The organism is Aeromonas sp. S16(2024) (assembly GCF_041403065.1).
Taxonomy (GTDB): domain Bacteria; phylum Pseudomonadota; class Gammaproteobacteria; order Enterobacterales; family Aeromonadaceae; genus Aeromonas.
Map to the genome: position 1 here is coordinate 32,992 of NZ_JBGLQX010000018.1, position 16,262 is coordinate 49,253.

The 16,262-nt window shown below is 64.7% G+C and carries 15 protein-coding genes; 9 read left to right on the plus strand and 6 right to left on the minus strand.

The features are described from left to right. Positions 1-390: 390 nt before the first annotated feature. The 4 genes from nrdD to ACB030_RS14265 all read left to right on the plus strand — a co-directional run bounded on the left by nrdD (position 391) and on the right by ACB030_RS14265 (position 4,228). Positions 391-2,508 carry an anaerobic ribonucleoside-triphosphate reductase gene (gene nrdD / locus ACB030_RS14250; RefSeq protein WP_371160644.1) on the plus strand — a complete coding sequence of 706 codons (2,118 nt, stop codon included), beginning with the start codon at positions 391-393 and terminating at the stop codon, positions 2,506-2,508. A 237-nt stretch (positions 2,509-2,745) separates the two neighbouring features. Continuing rightward, the gene (gene nrdG, locus ACB030_RS14255; protein ID WP_371160646.1) at positions 2,746-3,261 is read left to right on the plus strand and encodes an anaerobic ribonucleoside-triphosphate reductase-activating protein; all 516 of its coding nucleotides are present in this window, start codon (positions 2,746-2,748) and stop codon (positions 3,259-3,261) included. Positions 3,262-3,520: 259 nt separating this feature from the next. Then, on the plus strand, positions 3,521-3,691 hold the full coding sequence (locus tag ACB030_RS14260; RefSeq protein WP_371160648.1) for a YqaE/Pmp3 family membrane protein: 171 nt from the start codon (positions 3,521-3,523) through the stop codon (positions 3,689-3,691). A 153-nt stretch (positions 3,692-3,844) separates the two neighbouring features. After that, positions 3,845-4,228: an energy transducer TonB gene (locus ACB030_RS14265; RefSeq protein WP_371160650.1), complete on the plus strand. Its 384-nt coding sequence runs from the start codon at positions 3,845-3,847 to the stop codon at positions 4,226-4,228. Between the two features lie 60 nt (positions 4,229-4,288). On the opposite strand, the gene ACB030_RS14270 is transcribed toward ACB030_RS14265, so the two are convergent. The 4 genes from ACB030_RS14270 to slyA all read right to left on the minus strand — a co-directional run bounded on the left by ACB030_RS14270 (position 4,289) and on the right by slyA (position 7,399). Beyond that, positions 4,289-4,648, minus strand: coding sequence for an MliC family protein (locus tag ACB030_RS14270; RefSeq protein WP_371160652.1), 360 nt, complete (start codon positions 4,646-4,648; stop codon positions 4,289-4,291). A 181-nt stretch (positions 4,649-4,829) separates the two neighbouring features. Beyond that, entirely contained in the window at positions 4,830-5,858 is a 1,029-nt protein-coding gene (locus ACB030_RS14275) for a DUF2955 domain-containing protein (RefSeq protein ID WP_205641261.1), read from the minus strand. 10 nt (positions 5,859-5,868) lie between these two features. Next, a complete protein-coding gene (locus tag ACB030_RS14280) occupies positions 5,869-6,924 on the minus strand; it encodes an HlyD family secretion protein (RefSeq protein ID WP_371160756.1) in 1,056 nt (351 codons plus the stop codon). Position 6,925: 1 nt separating this feature from the next. After that, positions 6,926-7,399, minus strand: coding sequence for a transcriptional regulator SlyA (gene slyA / locus ACB030_RS14285; protein ID WP_371160655.1), 474 nt, complete (start codon positions 7,397-7,399; stop codon positions 6,926-6,928). Positions 7,400-7,616: 217 nt separating this feature from the next. On the opposite strand from slyA, the gene ACB030_RS14290 reads away from it, so the two are divergent. From ACB030_RS14290 to ACB030_RS14305, 4 genes are read left to right on the plus strand one after another with little or no spacing between them, the layout of a single operon-like run. After that, positions 7,617-8,927, plus strand: a complete 1,311-nt coding sequence (locus ACB030_RS14290) for a 2-hydroxycarboxylate transporter family protein (RefSeq protein WP_371160657.1) — start codon at positions 7,617-7,619, stop codon at positions 8,925-8,927. Between the two features lie 22 nt (positions 8,928-8,949). Next, positions 8,950-10,500, plus strand: a complete 1,551-nt coding sequence (gene maeA, locus ACB030_RS14295; RefSeq protein WP_371160659.1) for an oxaloacetate-decarboxylating malate dehydrogenase — start codon at positions 8,950-8,952, stop codon at positions 10,498-10,500. A gap of 17 nt (positions 10,501-10,517) precedes the next feature. After that, on the plus strand, positions 10,518-12,083 hold the full coding sequence (locus tag ACB030_RS14300) for an ATP-binding protein (protein WP_371160661.1): 1,566 nt from the start codon (positions 10,518-10,520) through the stop codon (positions 12,081-12,083). Positions 12,084-12,086: 3 nt separating this feature from the next. Beyond that, positions 12,087-12,779, plus strand: a complete 693-nt coding sequence (locus ACB030_RS14305) for a response regulator (RefSeq protein ID WP_205641265.1) — start codon at positions 12,087-12,089, stop codon at positions 12,777-12,779. Positions 12,780-12,847: 68 nt separating this feature from the next. Here the strand turns inward: ACB030_RS14305 and ACB030_RS14310 are convergent, their stop codons facing one another. Then, complete coding sequence (locus tag ACB030_RS14310; RefSeq protein ID WP_371160663.1) at positions 12,848-13,735, minus strand: DMT family transporter; 888 nt, start codon at positions 13,733-13,735, stop codon at positions 12,848-12,850. A 96-nt stretch (positions 13,736-13,831) separates the two neighbouring features. On the opposite strand from ACB030_RS14310, the gene ACB030_RS14315 reads away from it, so the two are divergent. Continuing rightward, the gene (locus tag ACB030_RS14315) at positions 13,832-14,626 is read left to right on the plus strand and encodes a helix-turn-helix transcriptional regulator (RefSeq protein WP_371160665.1); all 795 of its coding nucleotides are present in this window, start codon (positions 13,832-13,834) and stop codon (positions 14,624-14,626) included. Positions 14,627-14,681: 55 nt separating this feature from the next. Here ACB030_RS14315 and ACB030_RS14320 read toward each other — a convergent pair whose 3' ends face one another. After that, complete coding sequence (locus ACB030_RS14320; protein ID WP_371160667.1) at positions 14,682-16,199, minus strand: aldehyde dehydrogenase family protein; 1,518 nt, start codon at positions 16,197-16,199, stop codon at positions 14,682-14,684. Between the last annotated feature and the right edge of the window lie 63 nt (positions 16,200-16,262).

The following is a 16,262-nucleotide window of genomic DNA, read 5'->3' on the forward strand; positions in this document are numbered from 1 at the left end:
TACTGGATGCCTTGGTCAATTGTTGTCAGATGGTGTTATTCCTCCCCGGCAACCTTCATCGGGCGCCAGCCCGCACCCCGTCTGGGATGCGCAGGTAAAGCCTCTTTTGGCGCTGGTTGTGAACTGCGCCACTCCTTCCAAAACCTGTCCTGGATCAAGAAACGGACTATCGCTTTGGGGCCTAATAGACCCCACATATAGGGGTTAGCATAATAAAAACACCCATATATAGTGTTATCAAGCTGTGCATAAGTCGTCTCCCTCTCAGTGTCAGCCCGGGCCTCTCACGCCTTGGCTGTTTTTATGTGCGCCGGGGATAGGGTGCGGAGAAGGGGACTCAACAAGGGTGAGCCCAGGGTGGCTGCCAGGCCTTTAATGCGGGGAAAATCGATGAAACCGGTAGTGATCAAACGTGATGGATGTCGCGCACCATTCAATGGCCAGCTGATCGCCGAGGCGGTGAGCCGGGCGACGGAAGCGGTCAATCAGGCCAATCCGGCGCTGGCCGAGCGCATCTCAAACGCGGTCAGCCAGGAGCTGGAAGGGCGCAGTGAAGTCGATATCCACGAGATCCAGAACCGGGTCGAAAACCATCTGATGGCTTCCGACGACAAGGCCATCGCCCGTGCCTACATCGAGTACCGTCACGACCGGGATCAGGCTCGCGAGGCGCGCGGCCGGCTGGCCCAGGAGATCCGTGGCCTAGTGGAGCAGACCAATGCGGCCCTGCTCAACGAGAACGCCAACAAGGACTCCAAGGTGATCCCGACCCAGCGCGACCTGCTGGCCGGTATCGTCGCCAAGCACTACGCCATCAGCCACATGCTGCCCCGCGAGGTGGTGCAGGCCCACGAGAGCGGCGATCTGCACTTCCACGATCTCGACTACTCCCCCTTCTTCCCCATGTTCAACTGCATGCTGATCGATCTGCAGGGGATGCTGACCCACGGCTTCAAGATGGGCAATGCGGAGATCGATACCCCCAAATCCATCAGCACCGCCACCGCCGTGACCGCCCAGATCATCGCCCAGGTGGCGAGCCACATCTATGGCGGCACCACCATCAACCGCATCGACGAGGTGCTGGCGCCCTATGTGACCATCAGCTGGGAGAAACACCGGGAAGTGGCCGAAGAGTGGGGCATCAGCGACGTGGATGCCTATGCCATGGCCCGCACCGAGAAAGAGTGTCACGACGCCTTCCAGTCCCTGGAGTACGAGGTGAACACCCTGCACACCGCCAACGGTCAGACGCCCTTTGTCACCTTCGGCTTCGGCCTGGGGGACAGCTGGGAGTCGCGCCTCATCCAGCGCGCCATCCTCGGCAACCGCATCGCCGGTCTTGGCAAGAACAAGAAGACCGCCGTGTTCCCGAAACTGGTGTTCGCCATCAAGGATGGCCTCAACCACAAGCCGGGCGATCCCAACTACGACATCAAGCAGCTGGCGCTGGAGTGCGCCTCCAAGCGGATGTACCCGGACATCCTGAACTACGACCAGGTAGTCAAGGTGACCGGCTCCTTCAAGACCCCCATGGGCTGCCGCTCCTTCCTCGGCGCCTACGAGGAGAATGGCGAGCTGATCCACGAAGGGCGCAACAATCTGGGGGTGGTGAGCCTCAACCTGCCGCGCATCGCCCTCAAATCCCGCGACGAGGCGGATTTCTGGGACAAGCTGGATGCCGCCCTGCGAGTGGCCAAGACGGCGCTCATGTACCGCATCAAGCGACTCGATGGCGTCAAGGCGCGGGTCGCCCCCATCCTCTATATGGAAGGGGCCTGCGGCGTGCGTCTGAAGGCAGACGACAACGTCAGCGAGATCTTTAAACATGGTCGCGCCTCCATCTCGCTCGGCTACATCGGGGTGCACGAGACCATCAACGCCCTGTTTGGCGACTCGGTGCACCTGTTTGACAGCGCCGAGCTGCAACAGAAGGCCATCGCCATCATCGCCCGCCTCAAGGCGGCCACCGACGAGTGGAAGGAGGAGACAGGCTACGGCTTCAGCCTCTACTCCACCCCGAGCGAGAACCTCTGTACCCGCTTCTGCCGCATCGACGCCAAGGAGTTTGGCGTGGTGGCCGGGGTGACCGACAAGGGTTACTACACCAACAGCTTCCACCTGGACGTGGAGAAGCAGGTGAACCCTTACGACAAGCTGGACTTCGAGGCGCCCTATCCGCCCATCGCCAGCGGCGGCTTCATCTGCTACGGCGAGTACCCCAACATCCAGCACAACCTGGAGGCGCTCGAGAACGTCTGGGACTACAGCTATGACAAGGTGCCCTACTACGGCACCAACACCCCCATCGACGAGTGCTACGACTGCGGCTTCACCGGCGAGTTCGAGTGCACCTCCAAGGGCTTTACCTGCCCGCGCTGCGGCAACCACGACCCCGCCAAGGTGTCGGTGACCCGCCGCGTCTGCGGCTACCTCGGCAGCCCGGATGCGCGCCCCTTCAATGCGGGCAAGCAGGAAGAGGTGAAGCGCCGGGTCAAACATATGTAAGCCGAGCCCTCACACCCTCTCCCAGGGGGAGAGGGTGCCGATAGCTGAGCTGTGGGGGCCGAAGAGCGACAGTCATCTCTTGTTCTGATTGGCAAGCTGGTTTCCTCGGGACTATCCGCAATACGTCGCTCTGCACCCTTCTCCCGCTCACGTTGAAAAGAGTGGGATAAGGGCTGGGGATGAGGGGGCTGAAAATCCATCATCACTTGCCTGCCAAACCGTGAACCGAGAGACAAGATGCACTACCACCAATACTACCCGGTCGATGTGATCAACGGCCCTGGTACCCGTGCCACCCTGTTTGTCTCCGGCTGCGAGCACCAGTGCCCGGGCTGCTACAACCAGAGCACCTGGCGCCTCGATGGGGGCAAGCTGTTTGATGAGGCGATGAGCGACCGCGTCATCAGGGATCTCAACGACACGCGCATCAAGCGGCGAGGTCTGTCGCTCTCCGGCGGCGATCCGCTCCACCCGGCCAACGTCCCCCAGGTGCTGGCGCTGGTAAAACGGGTGCGCGCCGAGTGCCCCGGCAAGGATATCTGGTGCTGGACCGGCTACCTGCTCGGTGAGCTCTCGCCGGCCCAGCGTGAGCTGGTTTGCTTACTGGATGTGCTGGTGGATGGCAAGTTCGAGAAGGGGCTGGCCGACCCCGGCCTGCTCTGGCGCGGCAGCAGCAACCAGATCATCCACGATCTCAACGCCTGGCGTGAGCGGGAGTACAAGAGCCGGATCCCCTGCCAGTTGCTGGCGTGACGATAGCGGCAACCAGATCATCCACGGTCTCGATGCCTGGCGGGAGCGGGAGCATAAGAGCCGGATCCCCTGCCAGTTGCTGGCCTGATCATTGCGCTTCCCGGGGGCGCTGGGTTCGCCGACCTTCGTCAGCTGAACCCTGGCTCAATCCCGGACGAGAAAGGCGCGAAAGCTGTCCGCTGTGGTTTGCAGTTGTGGGCAAGGCTGTTTATGGTTAGCCCATCCGAATCACATGACATCTTTCATGAGGAACCATGAGATGAACAATCTGCTCAAGATCCTGCTGGCCATCTTCCTGCCGCCGATCTGTGCCTTTATCCAGGTGGGGCTCAGCCTGCACTTCTTCATCAACATAGTGCTGACCCTGCTCGGCGGTCTGCCCGGCATGGTCCACGCGCTCTGGCTGGTGGTCAGCGACAAGCGCGCCTGAGTCGTCCCCTTGCGAACAAGGCCAACCCCAGGGTTGGCCTTTTTATTGCCCGCGAGAGTGCCTCGCCAGATGGGGACTTCCCGAATGAGCCTCACTGTCTGACACTGGCTGGCCGTTCAAGGAGCCGAGCGGTCACAGGACAAGGAGAGTTGAATGGGTTTGAAGCTAGTGCTGCTGGGGGTCGCCCTGATGCTGGGGGGCTGCGCCAGCCCCACCGCGAAGCTGAATCAGCCTCCGGTGGATATCGTTTGGGAGGATCTGCCCAGATACTGGGTTCAGGTGGAGCAGATCGGTGACTTCAATCCGGTCGGTGGACTGCCCAAAGAGAGGCCGGTGAAGGGCTGCGTGACCCTTCGCTACCTCATCGATTCCAATGGCGATCTGTTCAGTCCCGAGGTCTTGGGGTCCGAGCCCCCCGGCGTGCTGGACCTCATCGCCATCTCAGGGCTGGCGCAGGTGCGTTATCGGGTGTCCGAGCAGAATCCGCAAGCCATCCCGGTACGGGTTGTGGTCCGATATGACGTCGAAGTGAGATGACAAAGACCCCGGCCTTGGCCGGGGTCTTTGTCACTGCGGGGGAGCGGTTGCCTGTGGGGCTTATTGCTCCTTGCAGTCGTTATAGAGGCTCTGCCACTCGCCATCCTTGTCGCGCATCTCCACGAAGCCTTCCTTCCCCTTGTTCCACCAGACCGCCTCGTGATCGTCGGTGTAGCGGGCGCCAGAGGCGGAGACCGCCTGGGGCAGGGTGTAATCCTTGCCATCGGGCAGGGCGAGCTTGACGAAGTTCAGGCTCTCGTCCGAGAGGGAGAAGTAGCGCACCTGCACCTTCTGGTTCTGCTCGCACAGATAGGTGACGGGATCGCCCCCTGTCACCCCCAGCTTGCCGGCCCCCAGATCGCAGCCGCCGAGCAGGATCATACCCCCCATCCCCAGTAGAAAGAGCTTGGCCTGTTTCATGTCGCATCCTTTGAACGGTGTCATATGGCCTTGAGCCTAACAGGCTGAGGATCAACTGCAACCTCGGTGTGCCCCCCTTGCGTCGGGATGCGTCCGTCGCACTGTGGAGCCTGCGGGCAAAAAAACGCCCCGCAGGATTGCGGGGCGAAAGACAGCACATCCTTGGCCATTGGAAAGGGGATCAATAACCGAAGCGGGTCGCCTCGAAACGGTTGAGCAGGCGGTGGATCAGGTAGCAGGCCAGCAGGGTGGCGACGATGGCAAAGAGGATGCTGCTGACCCGGTAGAGGGCGCTGAACACCAGATCGTTGCCGGGCGTCAGGTACTGGCCAAACAGTATGCCGAGGGTGGTGAGGGCACCGAAGCCGACCCCGGAGCCGCTCGCCTCCTTCACATGGGCATGGCTGAACAGCATGGCGCCGAGCCAGAGCAGGGGGGTGACCAGCAGCAGCAGACCGGACCAGTCGTAGAGCACCAGCTGCCCCAGGATGCCGAAACTCACCCCCAGCAGGGTGCCCATGGCGCGCTTGCGGGCGTAGCTCAGTGCTCCGTCCCAGTGCATGGGGAAGAGCACCAGCAGGGTGGTCGCCTGGGCGGACATGGAGTCGCGCAGATCGAACAGCTGGAATACCAGGAACGACAGGGTGGCGATGCTGGCACCGAGCAGCGCCTCGTGGCGCATCCGGTGGGGCGCCTTGGGAGAGGGGGCGGGGGCGGGCCGCGCCTCCACATCCGGGATCAGGGCCGTCATCAGGTAGGCGATGAGCACCGACAGGACGCTGGCCCAGAGGTTGCTGAAGATGAGATCGTTCAGATCGGTTCCGGGGTAGCTGGCAAAGTGCAGCATGATGCTGAGGCTGAGCACGCCATTGGCGCCAAACAGGAAGAGGCTGCCCCGGGACATGGCGGCGAAACGGTAGAGGAACAGCAGGAAGACGAGGGGGGTCATCAGCCCGGGATGACTGCCGAACAGACCGCCCAGCAGGCCGACCTCCAGCCCGCACATGGCGGCGGAGGCGATGAGCTGGCGGGCGGCGTGGCCGTTCATCACGGGGATCATGCCAAGCAGCAGCACCGGGGTGACGGTGAAGAAGACCCCGTTGCTCCAGCCGAAGATCTTGCACAGTACAAACCCCAGGGTGCAGCCGAAGGCGATGCGCAGACACTGGCGCAGCTCGTTGGCGGTGAGGGGTCTGTGCCACAGGTTCATGGTTGTCATCTCAGTAGATGTAGTGCAGCAGGCTGAGCAGGCGGATCTGGCCGCGGGCAAAGAGTGCGCTCAGGGCGTTGTCCGGCAACAGCTGGACGGTGGCGCGGGCCCCGGCCGGCAGATGGGCGGGCAACTGCTCCAGGGTCAGGTGCAGCCGCAGGCGCTGGGCGTCCCGCACCCAGCGGTCGGACTCGATGGGGTTGGCCAAGAGGCCGTTGGCATCGAACTGACCGGCACTGACCCCGGCGTCCAGGCTGGCGACCCGGGCCGGATAGAGGCGGCCGGGCTCGCCGTCGAAGGCGACCAGCGCGCGGCTTTCCGGGGTGATGTGGCGCAGGCTCTTCTCGCGAAAATCGGCGATCACGTCCACCTGCTCCGAGACCAGGGCCAGCAAGGGAGCGCCCGCCGTGGCCACGCTGCCCGGCTTGAGCTGCAGGTTGGTGATGATGCCATCCTGGCTCGCATGGACCTGACTGTAGGTGAGGTTCAGCTCGGCCTGGGCGAGGCGGTTGCGCGCCTGGCGCAGCAGCAGGTTGTCGTCACCGGGCAGGCCACGGTTGACGCGAGCCTGCTCCATGCGGGCCTGGCTGGCCAGCAGGTTGGCACGGGCGGTGCGGGCGGCGCTGTCGGCGTCATCTTTCTGCTGCTCTGACACCATGTGGCGACGATAGAGAGTATCGATGCGCTCGGCCTCCCGCTGTTTCTGGGCGGTCTGGGTCTGCAGCGAGCTGAAGTCGGCGGCGGCGGCGTTCAGGGTCGCATCCAGCTGGCGATTCTGTTGCTCGGCCTGATCCAGGGCGAGTCTGGCCTGCTCGACCGCGAGCTCGAAGGGGGCCGGATCCAGCACGAACAGCAGATCCCCCTGTTTGACGTGCTGGTTGTTCACCACGGCGACCTCGACCACCTTGCCGCTGACCTGGGGCGCCATCTTGGTGACGACCCGGGTGGCCATGGCCTGGGGGGTGAGGGGCATCTTGATGTCGGCCAGCAGGAAGTAGCCGAACACCAGGACGAAGCAGGCCATGGCCCACTTGATCCAGCGCTTGAATTGTTGATCCGGGGTCATCTTATTCTCTCTCTTCATGCTGGGCACCGATCTTGCCGAGGGCGTTGGCGGAGATCCGGTGCACTATCTCTTCAAACTGGGCCAGCTCCTGCTGGCTGATGCCGGCGAGCAGCTCCCGGCGTATCTCCATGATGCGATCCTCGATCTTGTCGAGCAGCGCCTTGCCGGCCGGGGTCAGGGTGACGATGCGGGCACGCTTGTCCTGGCTGCAGCAGTGGCGCTCGATCAAACCTTGCTCCTCCAGCTGGCCCAGGGTGCGCATCAGGGAGGGCAGCTCTATCTCCAGCGCCTCGGCCAGGGTCTTCTGGCTGAGGTGGCCGCCGAGGCGACTCAGCTTCCAGAGCGCTGTCCAGCGCGGATGGGTGAGCCCAAGGGGGGCCAGCTCGATATCGGCCACGGTGCGCCACAACCGGTGCAGTCGCCCCAGCTGCTCGGCGAGGGAGAGCTCGCGCAACATCTCCAGATCCTTTTTCATGGCAGATACCTCACATACTTAGCCTGCTAAGCATTATATTTATTTCGCAGGCTAAGTAAAGCGTGATTCAGATCACGTTCAGTTTCGGGGCCGGGGACGTGGGGAGGGCAATGGTGCTTAAGGTTTCAATGTTTTTATATGGCTTTGCAGGCCCGCTAACCGACAGCACAGGAGGGGATACGTAGAGTGGCGCCACACCACAAGCTGGAGCATAACAATGAAAAACCTCTCTACCCCCCAAGTACAGATAAAGGGCGCCTGGAGCGACCAACAGATCGCCGGCATGCCCATGATGATCTTCCTCGGGCTCGCCACCTGCGTCCTCTACGCCGGCTGGAACGGCTCATTGCCGCTCGGCATGGTCGGCGCCCTGGCGCTGATGTTCGTGCTCGGCACCCTGCTGAGCGAGCTGGGCGAGCGCATCCCCCCCATACGGGAATACCTGGGGGGCGGCACCATACTCGCCATCTTCGGCGGCGCCGCGCTGTTCGAGTACCGGATACTGCCGGCCGAGGCGGGTGAGGTGATCAGCCGCTTCATGAAGGAGGGGGGCTTTTTGAACTTCTTCATCGCCAGCCTGGTGACCGGGTCCGTGTTCGGCATGAGCAGCGCCCTGCTGAAAAACGCCGCCATGCGCTACCTGCCGGTGATCCTGGGGGGCGTTTCGCTGGCGCTGCTGAGCGTCGGCCTGGTCGGCTCCCTGATGGGATACGGCTTCAAGAATGCGGTGCTGCTCATCGGCCTGCCCATCATGGGGGGCGGCATGGGCGCCGGCGCCGTGCCGCTGGTGGAGATCCTCTCCGGCCCCTTGCAGATGTCCAGTGCCGACCTGCTGTCGCGCATGGTGCCCGCCGTGGTGATCGCCAACACCCTGGCCATACTGGTGGGCTCCCTGCTGGCGCGCCTCGGTCGCCGCTACCCCTCCCTGACCGGCAACGGCAGGTTGATGGTGAAAGAGAGTGGCCAGAGCGTCGCCGACGAGCAGGCCGAGGCGCCGACCCTGCAGAGCCTGGGTATGGGCCTCTTCATCAGCTCCAGCATGTTCGTGCTGGGTTCCCTGCTCGGCAACTTCATTCCCATGCACCCCTTCGCCCTGATGATACTGGCGGTGGCCTTCATCAAGGTGAGCGGTGTATTGCCGCGTCGTTATGAGCAGGCGGCCGCCGACTGGTACCAGTTCGTGGTGAGCAACCTCACCCCCTCCCTGCTGGTGGGCATAGGGGTGGCCTACACCAGCATCCCCGAGCTCATCGGCGCCTTCTCGGTCAACTACTTCATCATGGTGCTGACCACAGTGGTGGGCGGCGCCCTGGGGGCGGCCCTGGTGGGGCGCATGATAGGTTTTTATCCCATAGAGGCGGCCATCACCGGCGGCCTGTGCATGGCCAACATGGGGGGCACCGGTGACGTGGCCGTGCTGTCGGCAGCCCAGCGCATGAAGCTGATGCCGTTTGCCCAGATCTCTTCTCGCCTCGGCGGGGCCGTGATGCTGATCCTGGCCACCGCCCTCATCTCTCTGCTCGCGTGACGACCGGATACAGGAAAACGACATGAACGACATCATGATGGGCACCAGCCTGCCCTATGCCGAACGCAAGCGTCAGGGACTGATGGGGCGCATGCCCCACAAGGAGGAGTCCCTCTCCCAGCAGCGTCGCCGCATCTACCGCCTGGTCTCGGCCATGCAGAGCCCCTTCGACCAACACCTGCTGCTGCGCCAGTTGCAGGAGGACAACCCTGTGCTGTTTTACGATCTGGTGCGCCACCACTTGCCGGAGCTCTTGCCCATCATCTACACCCCAGTGGTGGGGGAGGCCTGCCAGCGCCACAGCGATCTCTACCTGCGTAGCCACGGTCTCTACCTCTCCTGGCACGACAGGGACGAGCTGGACGCCATCTTCGCCGCGGTGGAGCAGGAGGTGGACGTCATCGTCATCTCCGACGGGGAGCGGGTGCTGGGGCTCGGCGATCTCGGCATCGGCGGCATGGGGATCTGCATCGGCAAGCTGGCGCTCTACAGCGCAGCCGGCGGCATCAACCCGGCCCGCACCCTGCCCCTGTGCGTGGACGTGGGCACCAACAACCCGGCGCTGCTGGAGGATGACTCCTACCTCGGCTGGCAGGCCCCGCGCATCGACGGCGAGACTTACTACCACTTCATGGACAAAGTAGTGGCGGCCATTCGCACGCGCTGGCCCCAGGTGGTGCTGCAGTTCGAGGACTTTGCCGGCAAGCATGCCGCCAACCTGCTGGCCCGCTACCGGGACGAGCTCTGCATGTTCAACGACGACATCCAGGGCACGGCGGCGGTCGCCTCCGCCTGCGTGCTGGCGGGCTTGCAGCAGGCGGGCAGCACGCTTGCCGATACCCCTGTACTCATCGTCGGCGCAGGCTCGGCGGGGTGCGGCATCGCCGCCATGCTGGCCCGGCTGGCGGGCAGCCCACAGCGGGTGCAGTTGTTCGATCAGGATGGCCTGGTCTGCCTGGACAGGGCCAACCTGACCCCCTCCCAGCAGCCCTTTGCCCGCCCGGCAGAGGAGGCCTGCGGCGCCCTGCCCGAGCTCATCGCCCGGCTGCGCCCCGGGGTGCTGATCGGGGTGAGCGGCCAGGGGGGCCTGTTCGACGAGGCGGTGCTGACGGCCATGGGGGAGGCGTGCGAGCGCCCGGTGATCCTGCCGCTCTCCAACCCGACCCGCAGCGCCGAGGCGACCCCGGAGCAGGTGTGGCGGGCCACCGGCGGGCGCGCCCTGCTCGCCACCGGCAGCCCGTTCGCCCCGGTCGAGGTAGGGGGGGAGGTGCGGGTGGTCTCCCAGTGCAACAACGTCTATGTCTTCCCGGGCATTGGTCTGGGGGCCTGCGCGGTCAAGGCGCGGCGCATCAGCGATGGCATGTTGCTGGCCGCAGTGCGGGCTGTGGGTGCCTATCCGCTGGTGACGGGTCGGCTGCTGCCCCCTATCGAACAGGTGGGCGAGGTGGCCCGCGCGGTCGCCAGAGCCGTGGCCCTGGCCGCCCGCGAGGAGGGGCTGGCGGATTTTGACGGTGATCCCGCGCCGCTCATTGACCAGACCTGGTGGCGCCCGCACTATTGGTCCGCCTCCTGAGCATGCAAGGTTAATCGATGAAACTGCGCCACCAACTGGTCACCCTCTCCCTCGGGCTCTCACTGCTGCTGATCCTGATCCTGGGGGCCCTGCTCGCCCTCTTCATCCGCCATCTGCTGGAGAGCAACCTGGAGGAGAAGGGGAGCGATCTGGCCCGGGTGCTGGCGGCGAATACCCGGGTGGTGCAGGCCCTGCAGCAGGGCAAGGATCCCGGCCTGCGGGACTATGTGCAGGGGATCTGCAACCGCACCGATGCCGCCTACATGGTGGTGACCGACGAGCATGCCCGCCGCCTGAGCCACCCTTCCCCAGAGCTGGTCGGCGCGACCTTCAGGGGCGAGGACATCTGGCCGGCTATCCACGAGCTGCGCAGCTACTGCTCCAGGGACAAAGGCACGCTCGGCCCGGCCATCCGCTGCTTCTCGCCTGTGATAGGGGCGGACGGGCGCGCCATTGGCGCGGTGGCGGTGGGTTACCTGATGAAGACGGTGGAGGGTACCTATCTGGAGCGGATCGCCCTGCTCATCAGCGCCATCGGCGCCGTGCTGGGCTGCGGCCTGCTGCTGGCGTTCTGGGTGCAGCACCGGCTGAGGCGCACCCTGCTGGATCTGGAGCCCGAGACCATAGTCAACCGCTTCGCCCAGCAGGATCTGGTGCTGGAGGGGATCTCGGAGGGGATAGTGGCCCTCGACGCCAACCATCGCATCAAGATGCTCAACAGCGCCGCCTTCTATCAGCTGCGGCTGCCGGGTACCGGCCGCCACGCCCTGTTGGGCCACTCCCTGGCCGAGTTGGCCCCCAGCCTGCTGCCCACTCTGGAGCAGGAAGGGGGCGTCAACTTCACCGTCCAGGGGGAGGCCTTCGTCGGTCACTGGCAGGAGCTCGGCGGCCGCGAGCCGGGCCGCATGCTGATCTTCAGCCGACCGGACGGCACCGGCAGCCTGGGCATGCAGGTGACTCACCTGCGCCAGTATGCCGAGATGCTGCGCATCCAGACCCATGAGTTTGCCAACAAGCTGAGCAGTCTCTCCGGGTTGTTGCAGCTCGGCCACGTGGATCAGGCGGTGGAGCTGATCCAGCAGGAGAACGAGGCCTGCCAGACCATGCTGCAGGACTTGCTGCGCTCCATCGAGAACAAGCCGGTGGCCGGCCTCATCCTCGGCAAGTTCAGCCGGGCGCGGGAGCTCGGCGTCGAACTGGTGCTGGATCCCGGCTCGGCGCTCGGGGAGTACCCGGCCGAGGTGTCGGCGGATCTCATCACCTGCATCGGCAACCTGCTGGATAACGGCATCAGGGCCGCCTGGGCGAACCGCCAGCGGTGCGCCCCCCGGGTGCTCATCTCGGTGGATGACTTCGGGCGTCGGCTGGTGATCGAGGTGGAGGACAGCGGTGAGGGGGTGGACGAGGCACTGGCGGATCACCTGTTTGACTATGGGGTCAGCCGCCAGACCGGGGATCATGGGGTCGGTCTCTTCCTGGTCAAGAAGACGGTGGCCCGCCGTGGCGGTGTGATAGAATGGCGCCGCACCGCCGAACAGACCACCTTGTTCGGTATCTATTTGAATAAAAACCAATTGGTGTGAGTCATGAAGCCAATTTTCACTCTTGTTATCGAGGACGACGAGCGGATCGGTGCCATCCTGGCCGAGCTGGTTTCCTCGACCCCGGGCTACTCCCTGCTGGGGCGGGCCGAGAGCCTGGCCCAGGCCGATCTCATGATGCGCGCCACCGAACCCCAGTTGCTGGTGGTGGACATCTCCCTGCCAGACGGCTCGGGTCTGGAGTGGGTGAACCGGCTGCGCAGCCACAATCGGGAGGTCTTCGTGGTCATGGTGACCGCTTCCTGCGACGTGGAGACCATACAGCAGGCTCTGAATCTCGGGGTGCAGGACTACATCATCAAGCCGCTGCGGCTGTTTCGCATCCAGCAGAGCCTGGACGAGATCCTCACCCTGCATCGCCGTCTGTGCGAGCGGGGCCTGCTGGAGCAGAGCGATCTCGACCGCCTGATGGGCAAGGGGCGCATTCAGCCGCGGGAGGTGCGCGACACCCCCAAGGGCATAGACGCCATCACCCTGCGCCAGGTGCTGGAGCTGCTGGCGGGGGAGCCGGACACCGCCTTCTCCACCGATACGGTGGCGCTGCGGTTGTCCCTCAGCCGCACCACGGCGCGCCGCTACCTGGAGTTTCTGGAGTCCGAAGACAAGCTGGACGTGGATCTCAACTACGGCCAGCGCGGTCGCCCCGAGCGCCGCTACCACTGGCGCCGCAGCAGCTGAGGCCGTTCTAACCCGCTGATGAAAGAAGGGAGCCGAGGCTCCCTTCTTCATGCTGCCACGGCGATGGCTTATGCCCCTTCGGGCAGAGGGCGGCGAAGCCTTGGCTTGAACTGGGAGATCATGACGCCGGTCAGGATCAGACCGCCGCCTATCAGGTGAAAGCCGTGGATGGGTTCCCCCAGGGAGATGACGGCGATCAGCGCCGTGCACAGGGGCATCAGGTTCATGAATACCGAGGTGCGCTCCGCTCCCATTGCGGCGAGGCCGCGCATCCAGCAGTAGGCCGCCAGCAGGGAGGAGGCGAGCCCGGCGAACAGCACCAGACCCCAGCCCTCGGCGGGCACCGCCAGGGAGTCAGCGCTCAGGGCGACCGGGATCAGCAGCAGCACCGCCAGCAGGATCTGAATGTAGAGGTTGAGCCAGGGGCCGAACGGCAGTTGCCAGCGGCGGATCAGCAGGCCATAGAGGGCATAGCTGGCGGAGCCGAGCAGCATGAGGCCATCCCCCGGATTGATGCCGTCGTGCAACAGGGCCAGGGGCTGGCCCTTGCCGAGCAGCCAGAGCACCCCGAACAGGGAGAGGCTCATGCCGAGCAGCGCCTGCTTGCCCGGGCGCTGGCCGAAGAAGAGGGCGCTCTGCAGCAGGGTCAGCAGCGGTATGAGGGAGCCGATGACCCCCATGTTGGTGGCCGAGGTACTGTGGGCGGCGTAGTAGGCCAGGCACTGGTAGAGCACCATGCCAAGGGCCGCCAGCACCAGTAGCTTGCCGAGCCAGGGGCGGATTTCGCGACGGCGGCGCCACAGTTGTGGCAGGCAGAAGGGGGTCAGCGCCAGGGCGGCGATCACCCAGCGGTAAAAGGAGATGGCGGCGGGATCCAGCACATCGGCGGCGGCCTTGGAGACCACGGTATTGGCGGCCCAGATCAGGATGGCGAACAGGGGGAAGAGAAAGGGCATAGGCACTCCTTGATACGATGACGAGAGTCTAGCCTTGTCTTGAACGATGCAAGTAGCGTAAATAAGACATGTCATAACCGCTTTGGGACAATCTGCATGGGCAGCCTCACCCTGGCCGAGCAGGATCGCCTGCTGGCCGACCCCAACCCCCTCTATTTTCGCTACAGCCAGATCCAGGGGGGCAACGCCTGCGCCGAGCACGCCCACCCCTGGGGGCAGCTCAGCCTCATCAGCCTGGGGGTCATGGTGGTGGAGGTCGGGGGGGAGCGACTGGTGGCGCCGGCCGACTACCTCATCTGGGTGCCGGCCAACCTGCCCCACAGTGCCTTCAACGAGCAGACCCTGGATTACACCTCCATCTATGTGAGCCACGCGCTGGCCCCGAGCCTGCCAAGGGAACCCCAGCTGCTGGAACTGACCCCCTTGCTGCGCGCCCTGCTGGAGGACTTTACCCAGCGCCGGGTCGGCCATCTGGAAGACGAGTGGGACGCGCGCCAGGGGGAGCTCTTCATCGAGAAGCTGGCCCGCACCCGCTGCCAGCCGAGTTACCTGCCCCAGAGTCGCGACCGCCTGCTCGCGCCCTTGCTGGCCGCCCTGCACGCGGCGCCGGAGGACAACCGCACCCTGGCCGAGTGGGCCAAGGTGCTGCACACCACCGAGCGCACCCTGGCGCGGCGCTGCCAGAAGGAGCTCGGCATGAGCCTCGGCCAGTGGCGCACCCGGCTGCGCATGGTAAAAGCGCTGGACTGGCTGCGGGGGGACATGCCGGTGCAGGAGATAGCCTGGCGCCTCGGTTACACCTCCACCTCGGCCTTTATCGCCATGTTCCAGCGCGAACAGGGGTGCGCCCCCCAGCGTTATCGCCAGCAGCTGGGCCAGCCAGTGGGCTGATGAGGTGGAAAAAGAGAGGGCGCCCGCAGGCGCCCTTGTTGATGACAGGATGGGCTTAGAAGAAGCCGAGGGGGTTGATGTCGTGGCTCACCAGCAGGTTCTTGGTGTTCTGGTAGTGGTCCAGCATCATCTTGTGGGTCTCGCGGCCTATCCCTGACTTCTTGTAGCCGCCGAAGGCCGCGTGGGCCGGGTAGGCGTGGTAGCAGTTGACCCAGACCCGGCCGGCCTGGATGCCGCGCCCCATGCGCCAGGCCAGGTTGCTGTCCCGGGTCCACAGACCCGCCCCCAGGCCGTACTGGGTGTCGTTGGCGATGGCCAGCGCATCCGCCTCGTCCTTGAAGGTGGTGACCCCGAGCGCCGGCCCGAAGATCTCCTCCTGGAACACCCGCATCTTGTTCTGGCCCGAGAAGATGGTGGGCTGGATGTAGAAGCCCCCCTCCAGCCCGCTCACCTTGGCCGGGCCGCCGCCGATCAGCATCCTGGCCCCCTCGCCGCGGCCTATCTCCATGTAACTCAGTATCTTGTCGAACTGCTCGCGGGACGCCTGGGCCCCGACCTGGGTCGTGGTGTCCAGGGGGTTGCCCTGCACGATTGTGCGGGCGCGGGCCAGCACACGGTCCATAAAGTCGTCATAGATACTCGCCTGCACCAGGGCGCGGGAGGGGCAGGTGCACACCTCCCCCTGGTTGAAGAAGGTCATCAGCATCCCTTCCACCGCCTTGTCGATGTAGCTGCTCTCATGCTGCATCACGTCGGCAAAATAGATGTTGGGGGACTTGCCGCCGAGCTCCACGGTGGAGGGAATGAGCTTGTCGGCGGCGCAGCGCAGTATATGGGCGCCCACTTCGGTCGAACCTGTGAAGGCCAGTTTCTGGATCCGGTCGCTGGTGGCCAGCGCCTGACCCGCCTCGGCGCCGAAGCCGTTGACCACGTTGACCACGCCGGGGGGCAGTATGTCCTTGATAAGATCCATCATCAGCATGATGGTGACCGGGGTCTGCTCGGCGGGCTTGAGCACGCTGCAGCAGCCGGCGGCGAGCACGGGGGCCAGCTTCCAGGCCGCCATCAGCAGCGGGAAGTTCCAGGGGATGATCTGGCCGACCACGCCGATGGGCTCCTTGAAGTGGTAGCTGACGGTGTGCTGATCCAGCTCGGCGGCCGAGCCCTCCTGGGCGCGGATGCAGCCGGCGAAGTAGCGGAAGTGATCCACCACCAGCGGCAGGTCGGCGGCCAGGGTCTCGCGCACCGCCTTGCCGTTCTCCCAGGTCTCGGCGACGGCGAGCACCTCTATGTTCTGCTCGATGCGATCGGCGATGCGCAGCAGCAGGTTGCTGCGCTCGGTGACGCTGGTCTTGCTCCAGCTGGCAAAGGCCTTGTGAGCGGCATCCAGCGCCAGCTCGATGTCGGCGGCGTCGGATCTGGCCACCTCGCAGAATACCTTGCCATCCACCGGCGAGACGTTCTCGAAATAGCGGCCGGCGCGCGGCGCCACCCAGTCGCCACCGATGAAGTTGTCGTAACGGGACTTGAAGCTGACCAGGGCGCCTGCCTGACCGGGAGCGGTATAAATCATCTCATCATCCTTATGTGTGTGGTCCTGACCGGCCGGGGGCCGGTGACCAACTGCTATCGCAAG

What these genes read in the sequence shown, in the direction of transcription:
- ACB030_RS14265 (WP_371160650.1), top strand. Translation starts at nt 3,845, where the DNA reads ATGGGTTTGAAGCTAGTGCTGCTGGGGGTCGCCCTGATGCTGGGGGGC.
- ACB030_RS14305 (WP_205641265.1), top strand. Translation starts at nt 12,087, where the DNA reads ATGAAGCCAATTTTCACTCTTGTTATCGAGGACGACGAGCGGATCGGT.
- slyA (WP_371160655.1), bottom strand. Translation starts at nt 7,399, where the DNA reads ATGAAAAAGGATCTGGAGATGTTGCGCGAGCTCTCCCTCGCCGAGCAG.
- nrdD (WP_371160644.1), top strand. Translation starts at nt 391, where the DNA reads ATGAAACCGGTAGTGATCAAACGTGATGGATGTCGCGCACCATTCAAT.
- ACB030_RS14315 (WP_371160665.1), top strand. Translation starts at nt 13,832, where the DNA reads ATGGGCAGCCTCACCCTGGCCGAGCAGGATCGCCTGCTGGCCGACCCC.
- ACB030_RS14310 (WP_371160663.1), bottom strand. Translation starts at nt 13,735, where the DNA reads ATGCCCTTTCTCTTCCCCCTGTTCGCCATCCTGATCTGGGCCGCCAAT.
- ACB030_RS14270 (WP_371160652.1), bottom strand. Translation starts at nt 4,648, where the DNA reads ATGAAACAGGCCAAGCTCTTTCTACTGGGGATGGGGGGTATGATCCTG.
- ACB030_RS14300 (WP_371160661.1), top strand. Translation starts at nt 10,518, where the DNA reads ATGAAACTGCGCCACCAACTGGTCACCCTCTCCCTCGGGCTCTCACTG.
- ACB030_RS14320 (WP_371160667.1), bottom strand. Translation starts at nt 16,199, where the DNA reads ATGATTTATACCGCTCCCGGTCAGGCAGGCGCCCTGGTCAGCTTCAAG.
- nrdG (WP_371160646.1), top strand. Translation starts at nt 2,746, where the DNA reads ATGCACTACCACCAATACTACCCGGTCGATGTGATCAACGGCCCTGGT.
- ACB030_RS14260 (WP_371160648.1), top strand. Translation starts at nt 3,521, where the DNA reads ATGAACAATCTGCTCAAGATCCTGCTGGCCATCTTCCTGCCGCCGATC.
- ACB030_RS14275 (WP_205641261.1), bottom strand. Translation starts at nt 5,858, where the DNA reads ATGAACCTGTGGCACAGACCCCTCACCGCCAACGAGCTGCGCCAGTGT.
- ACB030_RS14290 (WP_371160657.1), top strand. Translation starts at nt 7,617, where the DNA reads ATGAAAAACCTCTCTACCCCCCAAGTACAGATAAAGGGCGCCTGGAGC.
- ACB030_RS14280 (WP_371160756.1), bottom strand. Translation starts at nt 6,924, where the DNA reads ATGACCCCGGATCAACAATTCAAGCGCTGGATCAAGTGGGCCATGGCC.
- maeA (WP_371160659.1), top strand. Translation starts at nt 8,950, where the DNA reads ATGAACGACATCATGATGGGCACCAGCCTGCCCTATGCCGAACGCAAG.